At 40.3% G+C, this 17,629-nt stretch carries 21 protein-coding genes; 12 read left to right on the forward strand and 9 right to left on the reverse strand.

Features of this window, described 5'->3' with window-relative positions:
* Position 1: 1 nt before the first annotated feature.
* The 9 genes from cysD to AB1401_03200 form a co-directional block, all read right to left on the reverse strand.
* Entirely contained in the window at positions 2-805 is an 804-nt protein-coding gene (gene cysD / locus AB1401_03160; protein MEW6614459.1) for a sulfate adenylyltransferase subunit CysD, read from the reverse strand.
* A gap of 254 nt (positions 806-1,059) precedes the next feature.
* On the reverse strand, positions 1,060-1,587 hold the full coding sequence (locus AB1401_03165) for a UpxY family transcription antiterminator (GenBank protein MEW6614460.1): 528 nt from the start codon (positions 1,585-1,587) through the stop codon (positions 1,060-1,062).
* Positions 1,588-1,605: 18 nt separating this feature from the next.
* A complete protein-coding gene (locus AB1401_03170; GenBank protein ID MEW6614461.1) occupies positions 1,606-2,187 on the reverse strand; it encodes a winged helix-turn-helix transcriptional regulator in 582 nt (193 codons plus the stop codon).
* Between the two features lie 164 nt (positions 2,188-2,351).
* Complete coding sequence (locus AB1401_03175; GenBank protein ID MEW6614462.1) at positions 2,352-3,977, reverse strand: Gfo/Idh/MocA family oxidoreductase; 1,626 nt, start codon at positions 3,975-3,977, stop codon at positions 2,352-2,354.
* Between the two features lie 63 nt (positions 3,978-4,040).
* Positions 4,041-4,229, reverse strand: a complete 189-nt coding sequence (locus tag AB1401_03180; protein MEW6614463.1) for a hypothetical protein — start codon at positions 4,227-4,229, stop codon at positions 4,041-4,043.
* Between the two features lie 111 nt (positions 4,230-4,340).
* Positions 4,341-7,349 (reverse strand): SLBB domain-containing protein, encoded by a 3,009-nt coding sequence (locus AB1401_03185; protein MEW6614464.1) that lies wholly within the window; start codon positions 7,347-7,349, stop codon positions 4,341-4,343.
* Positions 7,350-7,495: 146 nt separating this feature from the next.
* Positions 7,496-9,058, reverse strand: coding sequence for a capsule assembly Wzi family protein (locus tag AB1401_03190; protein ID MEW6614465.1), 1,563 nt, complete (start codon positions 9,056-9,058; stop codon positions 7,496-7,498).
* Between the two features lie 41 nt (positions 9,059-9,099).
* On the reverse strand, positions 9,100-9,681 hold the full coding sequence (gene yihA, locus AB1401_03195; GenBank protein ID MEW6614466.1) for a ribosome biogenesis GTP-binding protein YihA/YsxC: 582 nt from the start codon (positions 9,679-9,681) through the stop codon (positions 9,100-9,102).
* Positions 9,682-9,686: 5 nt separating this feature from the next.
* A complete protein-coding gene (locus AB1401_03200) occupies positions 9,687-10,823 on the reverse strand; it encodes a pyridoxal phosphate-dependent aminotransferase (GenBank protein ID MEW6614467.1) in 1,137 nt (378 codons plus the stop codon).
* Positions 10,824-11,327: 504 nt separating this feature from the next.
* Here AB1401_03200 and mnmG point away from each other — a divergent pair.
* The 12 genes from mnmG to AB1401_03260 all read left to right on the forward strand — a co-directional run bounded on the left by mnmG (position 11,328) and on the right by AB1401_03260 (position 17,571).
* A complete protein-coding gene (mnmG, locus tag AB1401_03205) occupies positions 11,328-13,205 on the forward strand; it encodes a tRNA uridine-5-carboxymethylaminomethyl(34) synthesis enzyme MnmG (GenBank protein MEW6614468.1) in 1,878 nt (625 codons plus the stop codon).
* 224 nt (positions 13,206-13,429) lie between these two features.
* On the forward strand, positions 13,430-13,645 hold the full coding sequence (locus AB1401_03210; GenBank protein ID MEW6614469.1) for a hypothetical protein: 216 nt from the start codon (positions 13,430-13,432) through the stop codon (positions 13,643-13,645).
* Between the two features lie 86 nt (positions 13,646-13,731).
* Positions 13,732-13,962, forward strand: a complete 231-nt coding sequence (locus AB1401_03215; GenBank protein ID MEW6614470.1) for a type II toxin-antitoxin system HicB family antitoxin — start codon at positions 13,732-13,734, stop codon at positions 13,960-13,962.
* A gap of 13 nt (positions 13,963-13,975) precedes the next feature.
* Positions 13,976-14,125, forward strand: coding sequence for a hypothetical protein (locus AB1401_03220; protein ID MEW6614471.1), 150 nt, complete (start codon positions 13,976-13,978; stop codon positions 14,123-14,125).
* A 136-nt stretch (positions 14,126-14,261) separates the two neighbouring features.
* Positions 14,262-15,032: a hypothetical protein gene (locus AB1401_03225; GenBank protein ID MEW6614472.1), complete on the forward strand. Its 771-nt coding sequence runs from the start codon at positions 14,262-14,264 to the stop codon at positions 15,030-15,032.
* 5 nt (positions 15,033-15,037) lie between these two features.
* Positions 15,038-15,286, forward strand: a complete 249-nt coding sequence (locus AB1401_03230) for a hypothetical protein (protein MEW6614473.1) — start codon at positions 15,038-15,040, stop codon at positions 15,284-15,286.
* A 189-nt stretch (positions 15,287-15,475) separates the two neighbouring features.
* Positions 15,476-15,637, forward strand: coding sequence for a hypothetical protein (locus tag AB1401_03235; protein MEW6614474.1), 162 nt, complete (start codon positions 15,476-15,478; stop codon positions 15,635-15,637).
* Between the two features lie 112 nt (positions 15,638-15,749).
* Positions 15,750-15,977 (forward strand): hypothetical protein, encoded by a 228-nt coding sequence (locus tag AB1401_03240; GenBank protein ID MEW6614475.1) that lies wholly within the window; start codon positions 15,750-15,752, stop codon positions 15,975-15,977.
* A 33-nt stretch (positions 15,978-16,010) separates the two neighbouring features.
* Entirely contained in the window at positions 16,011-16,175 is a 165-nt protein-coding gene (locus AB1401_03245) for a hypothetical protein (protein MEW6614476.1), read from the forward strand.
* A gap of 140 nt (positions 16,176-16,315) precedes the next feature.
* On the forward strand, positions 16,316-16,543 hold the full coding sequence (locus AB1401_03250) for a hypothetical protein (GenBank protein ID MEW6614477.1): 228 nt from the start codon (positions 16,316-16,318) through the stop codon (positions 16,541-16,543).
* Complete coding sequence (locus AB1401_03255; GenBank protein MEW6614478.1) at positions 16,531-16,761, forward strand: DUF2283 domain-containing protein; 231 nt, start codon at positions 16,531-16,533, stop codon at positions 16,759-16,761. The genes AB1401_03250 and AB1401_03255 overlap by 13 nt, the downstream gene beginning before the upstream one ends.
* Before the next feature lie 132 nt (positions 16,762-16,893).
* On the forward strand, positions 16,894-17,571 hold the full coding sequence (locus AB1401_03260) for a hypothetical protein (protein MEW6614479.1): 678 nt from the start codon (positions 16,894-16,896) through the stop codon (positions 17,569-17,571).
* Positions 17,572-17,629: the final 58 nt, after the last annotated feature.

The raw sequence follows: 17,629 nt of genomic DNA on the forward strand, positions 1-17,629 counted from the left end.
GCTACATATACCCCAGGGCTCTTAGCTTCTGCATCATGTAAGCTTCTTCTTTGTCCTGGGTCCTTCCTGCTCTCTCTTGTGTTTTTGCAGCATGCAACTCAGCGATGATAGAGTCTATATCCTTTGCATCAGAATCTATTGGTTCACAACAGGTGTGGCAGCCAATGCTCCTGTATCTTTTACCATTGACTGACCTGTAAAGTTCAATAAAAGGTATATTTTCCCTTTTGATGTAGTTCCATATATCTAATTCAGTCCAATGTAAGAGGGGGTGGACCCTGATATGCGTATGGTCCTCCGATTCAGATTTGTATTGATCCCACAATTCTGGAGGTTGATTATTATAGTCCCATGCGAATTGAAGGTCTCTGGGAGAGAAATACCTCTCTTTTGCCCTAATTCCGTGTTCATCCCTTCTGATGCCAAGGAGAATTGCCTTGTAACCTTCTTTGTTGATTAGCTTCCTTAAAGCATTGGTCTTAAGCTCGCTGCAACATTTCAATTTGTCGTTATTATGAGGACCTATACCTTTACGAATAGCTTCCTCATTTCTTACTATTCTTAGGTTTAATTCCCATTCACTCGAGTACTTATCCCTGAAGGAATAAATCTGAGAGAATTTATAGCCCGTATCGATATGTATAATAGGAAGGGAGATCCTGTCGAAAAATGCCTTACGGCAGATCCAGAGTAAGACAGTTGAATCTTTCCCGATGGACCAGAGCACTCCTGTATCTTTAAAATAGTAGTAAGCTTCCCTGATGATATAGATACTTTTGCTCTCCAGCTCATCCAGACGTTCCATTAATCTCTGCCTCTTATGAGATTTGAAAAACTGCCAACAGTGTCATTTCGACCGAAGGGAGAAATCTTGAACAGATTAAAGCTATTAAGATTTCTCGTCGCTATCGCTCATCGAAATGACAAAATTCAAAGCTCTCCCTATTTTTATACAGCTCCGCCCTCTGAGTTACATGGAATAAAACCATAAAAGTTCAATATTTACAATAAGTTATGTTAATTTATCTTCACATCAATGAATTAATGTGAAGATAAATCTTAAGAGCTGATCTTTTGAACAGCCCATTCATGCATCTCTACGGCAATTGAACGTTGGAGTAAAGGAATGGAAACAACTAACTTATCTTTCTTTGACTTAGGTTTCAAAATGGTGCCTACTACTCCCTCCAATGGACCATCAATGACCGTAACCTTATCCCCGGTTTTTATATAGTTATGAGGGAATACGGGTAAGCCACTATTTACCATGAGTTTGAGAGAGATAATCTCTTCCTCAGGGATGGGCCTGGGGCGGCCCTTTATACCTATTATTCTGACTACTCCAACTGTTTTAAGAATATCGTGATGACTATAATTGTCAAGCTGGCTTTGCACAAAAATGTATCCCGGAAATAATGGTACCCAAATCTTCTTTCGCCGGTCTTTCCTACGGCTCCAGGTTTCTGCCTTTGGTAGAAACACCTCGAAATATTTGTTTTTTAGCATAGTATAGACCTTTTCTTCGTGGCGGCTTCGAGTATAAACAGCATACCACTCTATAAGGTCTGCAGGGTATATCGAATTCATTGTAACCATTTAAAATGCCTATTTTATTTTTATAATCCTGTTTTTATTGATTCCATACTTTAATATTTCATCTATCGCTTCATTGTGTCCATCCACGGTTGTCAGTAAGATGTAATCAATGTTAGATTCATACAGATTTTCAGTTTTCAATATATTAAAGCTAAAAAATTTTTTACCTTCCTGAGTATTGTCCACAACAGCAGCCAGTTCAATATTTGTCTGTTGTAAAAAGAGATATGCCAATTCAGCAACCTCTCCAACACCATAAAAGACTATACTTTTAACCTGGGATCTCTCAAGTTCCCTGTAGATATTAAGCAATAGAGTCTTTATTTCGTTATAAAATCCTAAAGAATACTGCAAGTACTCAAACGCGAGTCTTGACTTTTCGGCTATTCCCTTTGGAGTTAACAAGTATTTTACGCGGTTTGGGGGAATAGTTGTTATCTTGAAATATCCTTTTTGTACAAGTCGTTTTATGAATATGTTAACAAGTCCGAGAGAAATGTTTAATTTTTTTGACAGGTCTCTTTGAGTTAAGGTATTATCATTCTCAATCTCCTGAAGGATCTTTAATGTATTTATTTCTTTCTTCTCCATAGAGCCCTTCCTGTTGTTCAAATTTTGAACATTATAGAGCAAACTCCCACACTGTCAAGAAGAAAATATAAGACCTCTGAAAAAGCGAAAACCATAATTTCGAGAAATGTCTTTCCAGAGGACTCAATGTTCACACGTTTAAACGTTTAAACGTTCACACGTAACTATGTCATTTTCAGGAGATTCAACCCCCTTTTCCTATATTGTTTATTACAGCTTGAACATACCGCCACAGAATTAATGAAATTAAGCCTTATTCCACACTCACATGCCCAACCTTTGATCCTGGCAGGGTTTCCTGTGACTATTGCGTAATCTGGAACATTCTTGGTAACTACAGCCCCTGCTCCAATAAGTGCATATCTGCCTATGGTATTGCCGCAAATAATAGTGGCATTAGCGCCAATAGTAGCGCCTTTCTTGGCCAGTGTAGGGAGGAAATGCTCTTTAGTATTCCTTGGCACCTCTGAGCGGGGTGTAAGTATATTGGTAAAGACCATGGATGGCCCACAGAAGACATCATCCTCCAGGATAACCCCTTCGTAAATAGAGACGTTATTCTGTATCTTTACGTTGTTTCCCATTGTTACCCCGGGAGAGATTACCACATTTTGCCCGATATTGCAGTTTCTCCCGATCTTTGAGTCTTTCATAATATGAGAAAAGTGCCATATCTTTGTTCCTTGGCCTATCTCACATGGTTCATCAATACAGGCAGTCTCATGGGCGAAGAACCGTGAATCCCGCACAATATCTGTGCGGTATGAATCGTGAATCGTGAGTTGTTTTCCACCCTGTTCTAAAGACTCCTGACAGCGCTCAAGTACTTTAAGCACACGCATGCCGTTTTCCCCATCGGTCTTGGGCTTTTGACGGGATGCCATGCAGTCAAGGAAATGTTGACATTCTATTCGGAGCGGCTCGGTCATCTCAAATTCTACTACCTCTGCATGCTCTTTACGAGGGATAGGAACCCTGCCAATCCAGTCAATCTTATGACTGTAAAGTAAGAGCTTCTCTTTTTCAGATACGTCATCAAACAGAGCCATTTTTCTATCACCAACTACGATTAGCTTCTGTTCTTTATAAGGGTGTAACCAGCTAACGAAGATATGGGATTGTACGCCACTTGCAAAGGACATGGTGGTGATTGTAACATCGGCGATCTCTTGATGAAGATAGTTTCCACCATGGGCAGATATTATTTGGGGTGTTTCACCAAGGAGTAATAGAATAACAGAGATATCATGAGGTGCAAAGCTCCAGAGGATGTTTTCTTCTGTCCGAAATTTCCCCAGGTTAAGCCTGTTTGAGTATATATAATTGATCTTTCCTAATTTACCGGTATCTATCAGTTCTTTGAGTTTTATAATACCAGGGTGATACTCCAGGAGGTGTCCAACCATCAGGATACGGCCTTTTTCTTCCGCTAATTTAACAAGCTCTCTCCCTTCAACGGTATTTAAAGCAAGAGGTTTTTCCACAAAGACATCCTTCCCTGCCAAAAGAGCCCTTTTTGTCATTAAGTAATGAGATTCCGCTGGGGTGGATAGTACTATACCCTTTATCTGATCGTTTAGCAGTACTTTTTCGAAATCGGTGGTCAGTGTTGGTGAGTCGTGAGTCGTGTGTCGGTGATCCGTGTCGGTATCAACTCCTTCACTCCTCCATTCCTCCAATTTTCCAGTATCTGTGTCACAGATGGTATGGAGAGCATCCAGTTCTGCAAAGTTCCTCACCAGGTTTTTGCCCCAATAACCACATCCTATAACGGCTATGTTTTTATTCATTTAAACCCTATGATTGACTCAGTTGGTATTCCGACCTTTAACTTGATAATTCCCTGTAGCTTGCTACATGGGTTCAATAGTCATTCCTGCGAAAGCAGGAATCCAGAAAACTAAAAGACTGGATTCCGTATCAAGAGACTGTGTCGTAATGCTCTTTTTGTCATTGCGAACAACCGAAGGGAGTGTGGCAATCATTGTATAATCAATGACATATAAGATTGCTTCAGTCGTTTCACTCCTTCGCAATGACATTGTGACACAGTCTCCAAGAACGGAATGACAGAATACAGAATAGCGAAAATTTATAATATGTTTGAATACCCCTCAGCTTGCTGCGGGGAGGTTCATTGGCGAAACACTCTGCTAAAATATAGCAGCGAGCGCAGCTATAGATAAGAGCGTCTGGGAGAGAATCTGGGTGATGTCCCTGGTGTATAAGAGGGGACTTATCTTTGCTTCAACCGTAGCCGGGACAATTATTGTATCCCCTGGCATTATCTTGGCGGACAAAAAATCTCCGCCTCCAAATACCCATCTATTCTCATTGCTCTTCCACAGAAGCCCCCCTTTTTTGGCTTCTGATTGGCTTACTACTGTACCATTGTATCTAACTATGTAAATGCTTTCCTTATCCGCATCTTTGGTTATTCCACCCACTTTTGACAGGTAGTATTTGACATTAGCATTTTCTCTAAAGCTTATGGATGTCTGGTTATAAACCCTCCCAATAACATTAACTATAGTAGGTCTGCTGGGTATTTTAAGGGTATCTCCAACCTCCAGCATAACATCATCCTGCGACCCTTCTAACTCTTTGAGGGGTTTCAGATTTATAGTTACTTTGCCTTCAACCTTCACTTCCTTAAGCTTCTCGATGAACATACGCCTCACCTCTAAAGACTGTTTCTGGATGGAGGCTGTCTCTCCGGATGTTGCTAACTGGGCTGCTTTTGAACTCTCTATGTTTAATCTCAACTCCAGATCCTTTACAAACTCATCGAACCTCATCTGCTGTTCTTTTCTTGCCGACTCTTTTATGAGATATGCCCCTTCAATAAAGGCATCTCTTGTATAACCACCTGCCCTTCGGATAAGGTCGCTCAATCTATCACCTTCTTGTATATTGTAATCTCCTGGGAACATCACCTTTCCTTTGATTGCTGCAATCTTTTTTATGTCCCAATCTGGGATACTTCTCACAAAGAGCGTATCATCTTCCTGAAGCAGTATATTGTGGTCAGGATTGTCCTTCAGTGCCTCTTCAAGACTGATATATATCTGTTTTGCTCTGGTACCATCTTTGTCCTTTATAATACGGGTGATCTCTGCCTTGGGCAGATACGCCTCTCTCTTCAGGTTACCGGCAACATATATGAGGTCCATAACTCTCATATTCTTAATCAGCTTATAATCCCTGGGATACCCTACCTCTCCATTTATATACACCTTTGGTAATTCTTTCATCTGTTCTTCAGAGAAAAGTACTACCCTGTCCCGGTTTTTTATTTCAATGTCTTCTTTTAGATCTCCCTTTAAGAGTTTTCCCAGGTTAAAGGATACGACTTCCGAATGGTAATCAGGAGGAACCAGTCTTGTTATTTCTCCATACCCGAGGAATGGTTTTGGAAGCAGTACGTCATAAGAAGGAACGAGATCACTGAGCCTCATTCCGGGTTTTAGCTCATATCTGCCAGGCCTCTTCACATGTCCTTCCAGGTGTACTATATTCTTAACCTCCATGAATATTGGAAATATTTTAATTAGGTCTCTGTCTTTCAATGGTGTAAGGATAGCCTCACCTTTGGGGTCAGATATATCGAGTTCCATAGCTACAGGTTCCTGGTGAGGAATAACCCTCTCAATCTGGACCCTGTTCAGATAAGTAGTTCCTGATAAACCTCCTGCGAGCTCAAGAAGCTTTTTTAATGAGAGCATATCTTCTTTGATCTCATATATGGCAGGTTCCTTAACTTCTCCGGTTATTCCAACTACATGCCCTATCTTGGGTACGAATATAGTATCCCCGGGTTGCAATTTGATATCTTTGCCCTGTTTGCCTTTTAAAAGGAATTCATACAGATCAATAGAAGAAATTACTTTGCCATTCCTTATCAACTGGATATTCCTCAAGCTTCCCTTCTTAGTTGGCCCTCCGGAAGCAAGGAGTGAATTGTAAAGAGTAGACAGGGAACCTACCTGATAACTGCCTGGAAATTGGACATCTCCAGTAATAAAGATCTGGATACTCTTTAGTTGATCCATGGTTACATTGAGCGAGATGAGGTTATCATATCTAGAAAACTGCTTTAAAAGAAAGTCCTTAAGTTCTGAAAACCTGAGCCCGGACACACTGAGGCTGCCTACGAAAGGAAGATTGATCTTCCCAGTACGGTCGACTATTACAGGAATCTCCTCATTTATTCCGCCCCAGAGATAGATAGTGAAGTTATCTCCCGGCCCTATGATGTAATCAGGTGGGGCAGGGAACCCCTGAAAAGGGACAAAACTGGAGACTATAGAGGAGAATGTGTCATATCCGAATTGTTTGATGACATTTTCCTCTAATTCTTTTTCGATCCTTTCCTCCATCTTCTTTTTGTTCTTTTCCGTTGTTTCTTTTGTTATCTTTTCTTCAAGCTCCTTTATATCCTCTTTTGTTATATCTCTTGGAGTCTTCTTTTCTAACTTTCTAATTTCCTCGTCCAGTTTTTCTCTTATCTCCCTTCTGATTTCCTCATTTAGCCCCCGTTCTATCTTTGTTGTCAGTTCCCTCTTGAGTCTTTCCTGAAACTCTTTTTCTATATGGGATAGGGTATCTTTCAACGGACGGGCTGCCACTTCGATGGTCATGATCCCCCCGGCTTCAGCATCCTCTTTAACAGTAGCTTTTTTTGAGGCTACGACTACAATATAATATGTCTTATCTGGATCCAGACCGGTGATAGTATAAGAGTTGAGGTTTCCTGCGTCTTTTTGATCTGTGTAATTGCCAGACTGAAGCCCCCACATCACACTGTAGGTTACATCCTGACCTTCAAGAGGGATCCAATTGAGGTGGAGGCTTTTTACCCCAGGTTTAACTGTTAGGCTGTTAGTAAAACTGTAGTTAATTCCTATATCTTTCTTTGATAGAGTATCTGCCCCCTCTTTTCCCTCTTTAAGCCCTTTAATTCCTCCGCTTGCTCTCTCTTCAGCAGATGTTAATCCGCTGCCCAATTGTCCACCAATACGACTTCCTAAATAATACCTCAATGCCTGCTCCTTATCCCTGTCACTTCCCTCCCCTGTTGAGATTCCATAGCCAACCATTAAAATACCGGCAAAAAGTAGGGAAGTAAGTAACGCTACCCTCTTTAGAAATACGTATTTCATGTTTTTCACTCCGTAAGTTTATATTTTAGATTCTTTTTCCATTTAGTTGTTAAGAAGGATTCGAGGATTCAAGGGTTCAAGTGAACGGAACTTAACCACTAGAATACTTTCCGCCTTTGGCGGACTTGAATCCTTATAATCTTAATTTAAAATCGAAATAGAACCTCAAAGCCCATTATATGGTGGTTTTTTGTTTCATCATTTACAAATCCAAAATTCTCTATCCTCTCAAAGCCGTATCTTCCCTTAAATTCAACCATATCAGTAATGTTATAGGACAGGTCGATCCCCACCTGGTAGTGCTCCTCTGGATACGCGTTGCTATTTCCTCTCTTTTCTATGTCAATATCGATTCCTATTGATAAATCGTTGTTCAAATAACTGGTACCCCTGATAAAAATATCCTGTGCATCACTTCCCATATGGTGGCCTATTACTGAATTTTTATAAGTGTAACCGGTCTTGTAAATATTATGATTATACCATAGGTTCGGGGTATTGCCGATATCGTTGTTTGCATATTCAATTCGAAGGGTTGTCCCTTCTTTCAAGAAGATATCCTGGAGTAAAATTCCTGTGAGATAACCAGTGCCGCTAAAAAGCCATCCGGCTTCATCTTCTCCTCCAATTTCTCCATAGATAATAATAGACCTGGAGATTGGTACAAATCTGTCAATATGGGGGATCCTTACAGAGAAATCGATAGATGCGATCTGGTTATTATTCTTGCCAGAATCGGATTTATTTTCCTGGTTAGCAAGAAACATTGATATATAATCGAAAAATTCAAGCCTCTCTCTACCTTCTCCACCAAACATAACCACCCTTGAAATACCCAGTTCAACCGTAGGGATTGGCTTAAAATCTAATCTAAGTCCTGTAAGATAAGGTTCAGGAATTGTTCTGTCTTCTTCCAGTCTTGTCAGAAACCAGGTTACCTTGAAAGGTCCCATGTATCTGAAAAACCAGGGCAATAGAATTGGTTGAGGATTAGAAATTTTCAGCATATCAAAGGGCTTGGCGTTATTGGTCATAAGCAGAGAACCGTGGTACCCGGGTCCCCACCAGAGAGAATCCCGTCCCAGCTCAAACTCTAAGTTGTTTTTTGTAAGTTTTACGTAGCCTTTTTCCAGGTCAAACTCATTTCTTGTTTCATTGTCTAAGTTTTGGTTGTATTCAAATATGGGCTGGTAATACAGAGATAAACTTTCAGATAATTTGCCATATCCTGAGAAATCTAAGGAGAGATTATGATCGTCACCATATCGAATCCCATCATTGTTATAAAGAGTGTAGTTTCCATCAAGCAAATTGTATTTTACTCTTAGTTCCTCTAGAGGTTTTATAAAGGTATCAAACCTGGTACCCTCAATTATCCCAAGGCTGATTAACTCATCCTTTAGTTCTCTTTTAAGCCGTTCTAAAAAATAGAGGGTTAACCTGTCCGTTTCATCTTTAAGCTTTTTTTCTGCTATTAAACGCATTGCCTCACCGGTTAATCTTGCTGCTTCTATTCGGGTGAGGGGTTTGGTGTTCATTAAATCACTTTCTGTTAACCCGACCAATGTCAGCCTTTCCAATGCGGGGTACACCCAACTGTCCAGATTAACATTTACCGATGTTTCAGAGAGAGACAGAGATGGGAAGATAAAGATTGAGAAAATAATCAGAGCGGTTTGCAATTTTGATTTAAATAATTTTCTTTTCATAAAAATTAGCCTCTCTTTAACGAATGCAAACACAATAACTTCTATTCAACCCTGCAAAGAATTTGTTTCCATATTTCTTCTTTCCCTTCTTTGGTAACAGCTGAAAATAGGATAGGATTGTTGTTCTTTAACGGAAGAGACTCTTTAATGAGTTCGATCTGTTTCTTCAATTTTGCCCTGGATAACTTGTCTGTTTTATTTAATACTATTACTCTCGGGATCTGATAAAAATCAAACCACTCTATAAGTTCAATATCTTCCCGGCATGGTATCCTTCTTACATCAAGGATAAGCAGCACCAGCTTTATAGCTTTTCCCGTCTTTAAATAGCCCTCTACTAAAGGTTTCCATCTCTTTCTCAACTTCAATGGAGCCTTGGCATAACCATAACCAGGCAGGTCAACAAACGTGATCCCATTGTTGATATTGAAAAAATTTATAGATTGGGTCTTGCCCGGGGTGGAACTGGTCTTGACCAGGTTTTTTCTGTTTACTAAGATATTTATTAGTGATGACTTTCCAACATTTGACCTGCCCGCAAAGACCACTTCCGGCAAGGAGTCTTTGGGGTAATCAGAAGGCATCCATGCACTCTTTACAAACTCTGCAGAGGTTATTTTCATAATGCTCAAACCTTCAAATAATCTGCTATTCTATCCATAGCTTTGCTTATGTTTTCTAATGAATTGGCATAGGAGAAGCGGATATATCCCTCACCGTTACTCCCAAAATCGATACCGGGTGTTACCCCAACCTTTGCATTTTCCAGGATGTCAAAGGCAAGTCTATAAGAGTCTCCTGAAAACTTTCTGGCATTGGCAAGTACATAAAAGGCACCGGTTGGTTCAATGGTAATTCCAAAGCCTATCTCCTTAAGCTTCGAAATCATAAATTTCCTTCTTTCATCGTATACCTTTTTCATCTTTGCCACTTCCTCTTTAGTTTCCTTGAGGGCAGCAATTCCTGCCCACTGGACAAAGGCATTGGCAGAAATGAAGAAGTTTTGATGGATCTTTTGCAGGGGACGAATAAATTCATCCGGGACGATAGCATATCCCAGCCTCCATCCGGTCATTGCGTAGAGTTTTGAAAAACCATTGAATACAAAGGCAGTATCTGTAAATTCCAGTATAGTATGTTCTCTGTCTTTATAGACCAATCCGTGGTAGATTTCGTCGGAAATAACCAGGGGCCCCAGCCCTGCTATTTCTTTCATCCTTTCAGCAGGTAGTATGTTTCCCGTAGGGTTGGAAGGGGAATTGAATATAATCCCTTTGGTTCGCTTTGTTATCTTTTCTACAATCTTTTCAGGTAAGTATTGAAAACCATCTTCCTCAAATACATCTACCCATAAGGGCTTTCCATCAACGAACTCTATAAGCTTAGAATAGCAGGAATAGGAAGGGTTAGGGAGTATTATTTCATCTCCGGGATTGAGCAGGGAAGAGAATAATAACAGCATAGCCGGTGAACTTCCTGAGGTAACAAGAACCTGGTCCGGAGAGATTTTCACATTGTATTTCTCGAAGTAATGTTCGCAAATTGCCTCCCTCAGCTCAATCAGACCCAGACTGTGGGTATAGTGGGTCTTGCCGTCCTTCAGGGCTTTAATGGCTGCCTCTTTAACACATGCAGGGGTATCAAAGTCTGGTTCCCCTACTTCAAGATGGATGATGTTTTCTCCTTTTCTCTCCATCTCTGCCGCCTTCTCCATCACATCCATCACTATAAAAGGGGGTATATGTATTGCCTTTTTTGATATCATATTCGAAATCCTAAGATAGTCGAAAATTTCAGATGCCAGAAGTTGACAACCTCATAAAAAGTCAAAACTCCCTCTCCCTCGATGGGAGAGGGTTGCCTGCCTGTGCGTGTCCGCACGCAGACAGGGGGTGAGGGTGGATATAGATAGTGATTTCTATCGGTTAGAATTTCCCTCCCTTTTATTCCCTTCCACCAGGGGACTGTGTCAAAATCCCCTTTTTTGTCATTTCGAGTAAAGCGAGAAATCTTAATCGTTAGTAATATTAAAATGTTAAGATTCCTCATCCACCAGAGGCGGATTCGGAATGACATGGGGGCGGTTTAAAAGTGAAAATTAACTTCTTATAGAAGAGATGTCAAGGTATTTTTGTTTACCCCATTTTTCGTTTATGCTATATATACCACTTGGGTTATTTCCATTAAGATTTCTCGTCGTTGTCGCTCCTCGAAATGACAAAATTCAAAGCTCTATAGGCATGATTGGGGAATTCTGTCGGGGGTTATATTGCCAGCCTATCCAAAGGAATATGATGTTATTGTAATTGGCGGGGGACACGCCGGCTGTGAAGCTGCACTGGCTGCTTCACGAATGGGGTGTAAAACCCTGCTCACTACTATCAATCTCGACACTATTGCTCTGATGTCCTGCAACCCGGCCATCGGTGGACTGGCAAAGGGACAGTTGGTTAAAGAGATCGATGCTCTGGGTGGAGAGATGGCGAAGAATATAGATGAGACTGGCATACAATTCAGGGTTTTAAACACAAGGAAAGGGCCTGCTGTCAGGTCATCTCGTGCCCAGGCTGATAGGCAGGCTTATCGTTTACGCATGAAGACGGTTTTAGAGAATCAGGACAATCTGGACATTAAACAGACCGTCGTAGATAGAATATTGGCAGAGGCTCATACTGTTTGTGGTATTAAGACCAATATTGATGAATATTTTGTTGCAAAGACAGTTGTTATTACTACCGGCACATTTCTGAATGGACTGATTCACATAGGTCTTGAGAACTTTCCGTCCGGAAGGATGGGGGATCCACCTTCTATAAAACTCTCTCAGAGTTTGAGGGATTTAGGGTTTAAAATGGGAAGATTAAAGACTGGTACCACACCACGACTCAATTGTAAGACAATTGATTTTGGAAGGCTTAAACCGCAGGAAGGGGATGACCCTCCTATTCCTTTTTCCTTCTCAACAAAGGAGATAAAGCAGTCCCAGGTTCCTTGCTACATTACCTACACCAATCCAAGAACCCATGAGATAATAAGAAGCGGTTTAGATCGTTCTCCACTTTATATGGGATTGATAAAAGGGACTGGTGTAAGATACTGTCCATCTATTGAAGATAAGATTATGCGGTTTTCTGAAAAACCAAGGCATCAAGTATTCCTGGAGCCGGATGGCATTGATACAGTGGAGATATACCCCAATGGTCTCTCTACAAGCCTGCCTCTGGATATACAATGGAAGATGCTCAGGAGTATAGAGGGGTTGGAACAGGTGGAGATAATGAGGCCTGGATATGGTATTGAATATGACTATATAGACCCTACCCAATTGAAGCCAACCCTGGAAACTAAACCTATTAAAAACCTTTACTGCGCTGGACAGATCAATGGCACTACCGGTTATGAAGAGGCTGCTGCCCAGGGTATTGTTGCCGGAATCAATGCCGTCCTGAATGTTCAGGGCAAGGAATCTTTTGTCCTGGACAGGTCTGAGGCGTATATTGGCGTCCTGATAGATGACCTGGTTACAAAAGGAACCGATGAGCCTTACCGAATGTTTACATCGAGGGCAGAGTACCGATTGTTATTGAGAGAGGATAATGCAGACATTAGGTTGCGAGAGAAAGGCTACCTTCTGGGGTTAGTAAGCAATAAAGACTACAGCAATCTTAAGGCAAAGGTGAAGGCTATTGAAGAGGAAATAGCCCGACTTAAGGCTAAAAAAATCAAACCAAACAAAACTGCAAATGAGAAACTCCTCAGACTGGGAAGTAGTCCTTTAGACAATGTAATAACGCTGGAAGAGCTTCTCAGGAGACCGGAGATATTGTATAACGATTTGAAATTATTTGATGATTCGACCATTCGTGAGTTGTCCCCTGACGAAGCCCTTCAGGTTGAGATTCAGGTTAAATACAGGGGCTATATAGACAGACAGGGGGAAGAAATAGAGAAATTCAGGAAGATGGAAAAACTACAAATACCCCATGACCTTGACTTTGGCAATATCCCAGGGTTGTCCAACGAAGTAAGAGAGAAATTGGTTAAGATAAGACCCCTTTCTCTGGGGCAGGCGTCCCGCATCTCCGGGGTTACCCCTGCTGCTATTTCTATACTTACAGTATATATGAAGAAGTTGGGGTATCTATAACATGAAGGTAGTTTTCTGGGATTATTGTTAAACTTGAAATTGCTAATCTGTATTCTGTCATTCCGTGCTTGACAGAGCCTGCCCCGTAATTGATACGGGGTTCGCAGGAATGACTATGGAAACCCTGTAGCAAGCTGCAGGGAATTATCAAATTAAAGAAAGATTGAAATTAATCAGATAGTTGTTATACTTTAATATACCAATCGGGGCAGGAGGCAATGAATGTGAATAGTATAGAGGCAACATCTGAGGTCTTCTTGACGGCGTTTCGAGCATTAACAAAAAAAGCGAGAGAGGCAGTGGTAGAAAAAATGCTCAATGATAAAGAATTCCTGGAGGACTTGATAGATACTGTTATTATCGAACAACGCCGTAAAGAACCATCTCGCAATTTGGATGAGTACCTAAAATCCATTCCCTCGCAATTCCAAGAAACTTAATTATCAAAGGACTAAGTTTGGCTTCACCGAAACTTCGTATATGCTGGAACCAATAGACAAAGCGGTAGTGTTATGGAGGTAAGAAAATGAGGCAGATAATCATTTATCTTGGCGAGGATGGTTACTGGGTAGCTGAATATCCGAGCCTTCCAGGCTGTATTAGTCAAGGAAAGACAAAGGAAGAGGCTATAATCAATATCAAGGAGGCAATTCAAGGGTATATCAAGGCATTAGAAGAAGATGGTCTTCCTGTTCCTGAAGAACATTTTGATGCTTTGCTCATCCGCCAGCCCTTTATGCGAAACGATGGGCTTTAAAAAAGAGGATAGAATGACTAATCAAAAAGTGAATTTCAAAACTGAAAAAGAACTTCAAGAAGTAATCTTGCAGGAAAAAGCAAGAGGGACCGCTGATTTAGAGATTGGACAGAAATATGGAGTCACATTTAGGTATATTGAGCGGACTTACAATTTTAACTAAAAAGGCGTCGATTCAATGAGACAAATTTTCCGGAAAGAAAAATTCCAAGGAATAAACGGTCACTTTTTATTAAATCCCCATTTTTGTATAATGATTATACTCGCTTAAAAATAGAGTTTTACATAGAGGAAATAAAATGGATAACCAAAAATTATCTTGGAAAGAAGTTGTCAGAAATGCCTTATTAGAATTAGGTGGACAAGGTCATTTGTCTGAGATTAATAAAATCTTAGAAGGTCATCCCAAAACTAAGACTAATCCAACTTGGCAGGATACTATTAGGCGAGTTGTAAGGCAATATAAGATTTTTAAACCAGTCCCACCCGAAAGAAGTGGTATTTACAAACTTTTGGAAGAAGTTTTAATGAAACCCGAATCGCAGAGTTTTACTCAAAAACCAGAAATTGATCACGGAATTGCTCAAGGAATGTTAGTTACATTGGGGAAGATTTACGGATATGAAACTTATGCACCTCCGCATGATCAGACCATTAGAAATTTTCAGGGAAAACCATTGAGAGATTTTGTCAGTGTATCTGACTGCACTGATATTTTCAGAGGTCCTAATTTATCAAAAATTAGGGAAATAGATTCCTTATGGTTTGACGAGGATGATTATGGATTATTTCCGGTATACGCCTTCGAAGTGGAAGAAACAACAAGGGTAAAATCTGGTCTAGATAGGCTATTAAAAATACCAAGAAGATTCCCTACCCAATTTTTTGTTATAGGCCCGAGCACAAAAGAGAAAGATTTGTTTAACCAATATGTTAATCAGACACCGTTTAGAAATTTTAAAGAGAAATTTCTGTTTAGACTTTATAAAGAGTTAGAAGAACTTTACAACTCTGCCTTAATTCATAATGACCGACGAGAACAATTTGGAATCATTAAAATGAGAGGATAGAAATTATGCTGAAAATAACGATTGATTCACAATATTACCGCGGCCAATTTGATGATTGGCTTGCAGGTGGCAAGGTTGAATATAAAGGGAGAACATATTATTGGTCTGCGCAGAATAGCAATTATGGTTTCGGCTGGGAAATTCAACCAGTTTCAGAAAAAGATTGGGCTAATATTGCTGAAGATACATTTAATAAATTCATAGGCTTTATAGAAAGGTGTCTCTATGAACATCGAATAGAATATGTTTTCTGATTTTTTCTCAGAAAGATCAACTTTATCTTCTTATTTTAAAACAGGCATACATTAGTCAGACCCTATTTAGGAGCTTTGGAGACAAATTTCTGTTTAAGCTTTTTAAAGAATTAGAACAATTATAGAACTTTGTATTATATCATAATGACCAACGAGAGCGATTCGGCATAAATGAAAGGTGAAGAAATTATGAATTCCGAAATAACAATTAAGTGTGTATGCGGAAGAGATGTAACCCTTGAACTTATTGCAGGGCAGTACCAGGATGAATATCAGGGTGATTGTAAATGTAGTCGGCAATGGTTTTTGAAAGAATTAACAGCGGCATTGGCAGAAATAGATGCTTGTTAAGATGTATGTTGAGTACAATTAGAGAGCCTGATCCCACAAGACAGATTGATTTTTAGAGATGATAGATTTTGTATTTTTAATGATATTTGCCAAATAGAGAAAAAAGTATTAAATGCCCCTAACAGTATTTCGATTGAAGGAAGGACCGGATGGAAGAGCGGAAAGACTAACAAAGGCGGAGGTGGTGGAATTTCATCTTGAAGATGAGCTCGACGCATCGTCTAACATATACGCTATGCCCCTTTGGTGCTTGCCCTTAGGGAAATTCACCTTCGACGATTATGGGAAACTGCGTTACTGCAACGCGGGGTTACTATCCATGGTTACCAGAAAACCATGAAGATTATAAAATTCTTACATGGTAAAAAATGAAATGGAAAATGAGAAGGAAAACTATTCCACATTGAAGAATTTGGTTATCGATTTAGGGGGATCGCTTTTTGGGGTTGCCGATATCAGAGACTTAAAGAACAGTTTCGTTGACCTCCCTCCCAGCAGACGAGCCAGCCGAGAAATTGTTAGAAAGAATAAGAAGTGAGGGGACAAAATAATCAAATTTGTGTAAGATAAAGCATGGTAGAAGAAAGGTTTTAAATGGTAATTGTTAGATCGAAGAATAATGTGCCTATACGGTTGACCATTGAAAGATGGGAGCACATAATTAGAAGGCATCCTGAAATGGATGGAGAAAAGGGGAAGGTTCTAAAAACTATTACTGATCCCGATCTAATTCAGAAAGGTGATTTTGGAGAGCTTATCGGGATTAGGTTTTACAAAAAGACACCGCTAACTTCAAAGTATTTGGTTGTCATATACAAAGAAGTTTCAAATACAGATGGGTTTGTAATAACAGCATATTGTGCTAAGAAGCCATCTGAAAGGAGAGAGGCTATATGGAAGCAATAAAGATACTTGAGAAAAAAGAGAATCTTAACTGGGAATATGATGAAGATGCCGATGTTCTTTACATCAGTATAGGACAACCCCAAAAAGCACTTGGGGTTGACATAGGAGAAGGAGCAGTAATTAGGTATAGAGAAGAAACCGGGGAAGTTGTAGGATTAACGTTTATCGGTGTAAAAGAACGTCTGCTTAGCAGCCTTAAAAAAATTGATTTTGTATAGAGGGTTTCTAAATGCCCAACAAATCTGCAACTATCATGCCTGATAGCAGGCAATAAACCTCCTGCTATTCCAAAGGATCTTGATTGGGAGAACCTCCTAAAAGCCTACTAATATGGTACTTGGGTAAATTAAATGGAAAATGAGAAGAAAAACTATTCCACATTGAAGAACATGGTTATGGATTTGGGTGGCTCGCTTTTTGGGGTTGCCGATATTAGAGACTTAAAGGACAGTTTTATTGACCTTCCTTCACGGCAGATTGAAGGGTTGGATTATGGCATCTCTGTAGGGGTGAGGTTGTCAAAGAGAGTTATAGAGGGTATAGAGGACAGACCTACCCAGCTTTACTTTCATCATTACAGGCAGCTCAATAACCTTCTAGACCAGATAGCCGTCAAGCTAACCGGGCATATACAAAAGGAAGGATGGGATGTCCTGCCCATAGCAGCTTCCCAGATTATCGATTGGGATAATCAAAAGGCACACATTTCTCATAAGAGGATTGCTGCTCATGCAGGTCTGGGCTTCCTGGGCAGGAATAACCTGTTGGTTAATCCAAGATTTGGCTCCCGCGTAAGGCTGGTTACCTTACTTACCAACATGCCTCTATTGGCTGATAGCCCCTTGAACCAAGATTGCGGTAATTGCCGGGAATGTATCCCCGTCTGTCCTGTTAGTGCTATTAAGGAGAGACAAGAAGATTTTGATCATCTGGGTTGTTTTGAGAAGCTGCGGGGTTTTAGGAAGGAATGCAATATAGGACAGTATATCTGTGGGGTATGTATTAATGCCTGTTCAGGAGAGCTTTGAAAAGGGGGCTTCTTCAAAGCTCTCGGAAGGTTCTGCAAAGGTCTCAGAGATGGAGTAG

The organism is Thermodesulfobacteriota bacterium, from assembly GCA_040757775.1.
In the GTDB taxonomy this organism is placed as follows: Bacteria; Desulfobacterota; UBA8473; order UBA8473; family UBA8473; genus UBA8473.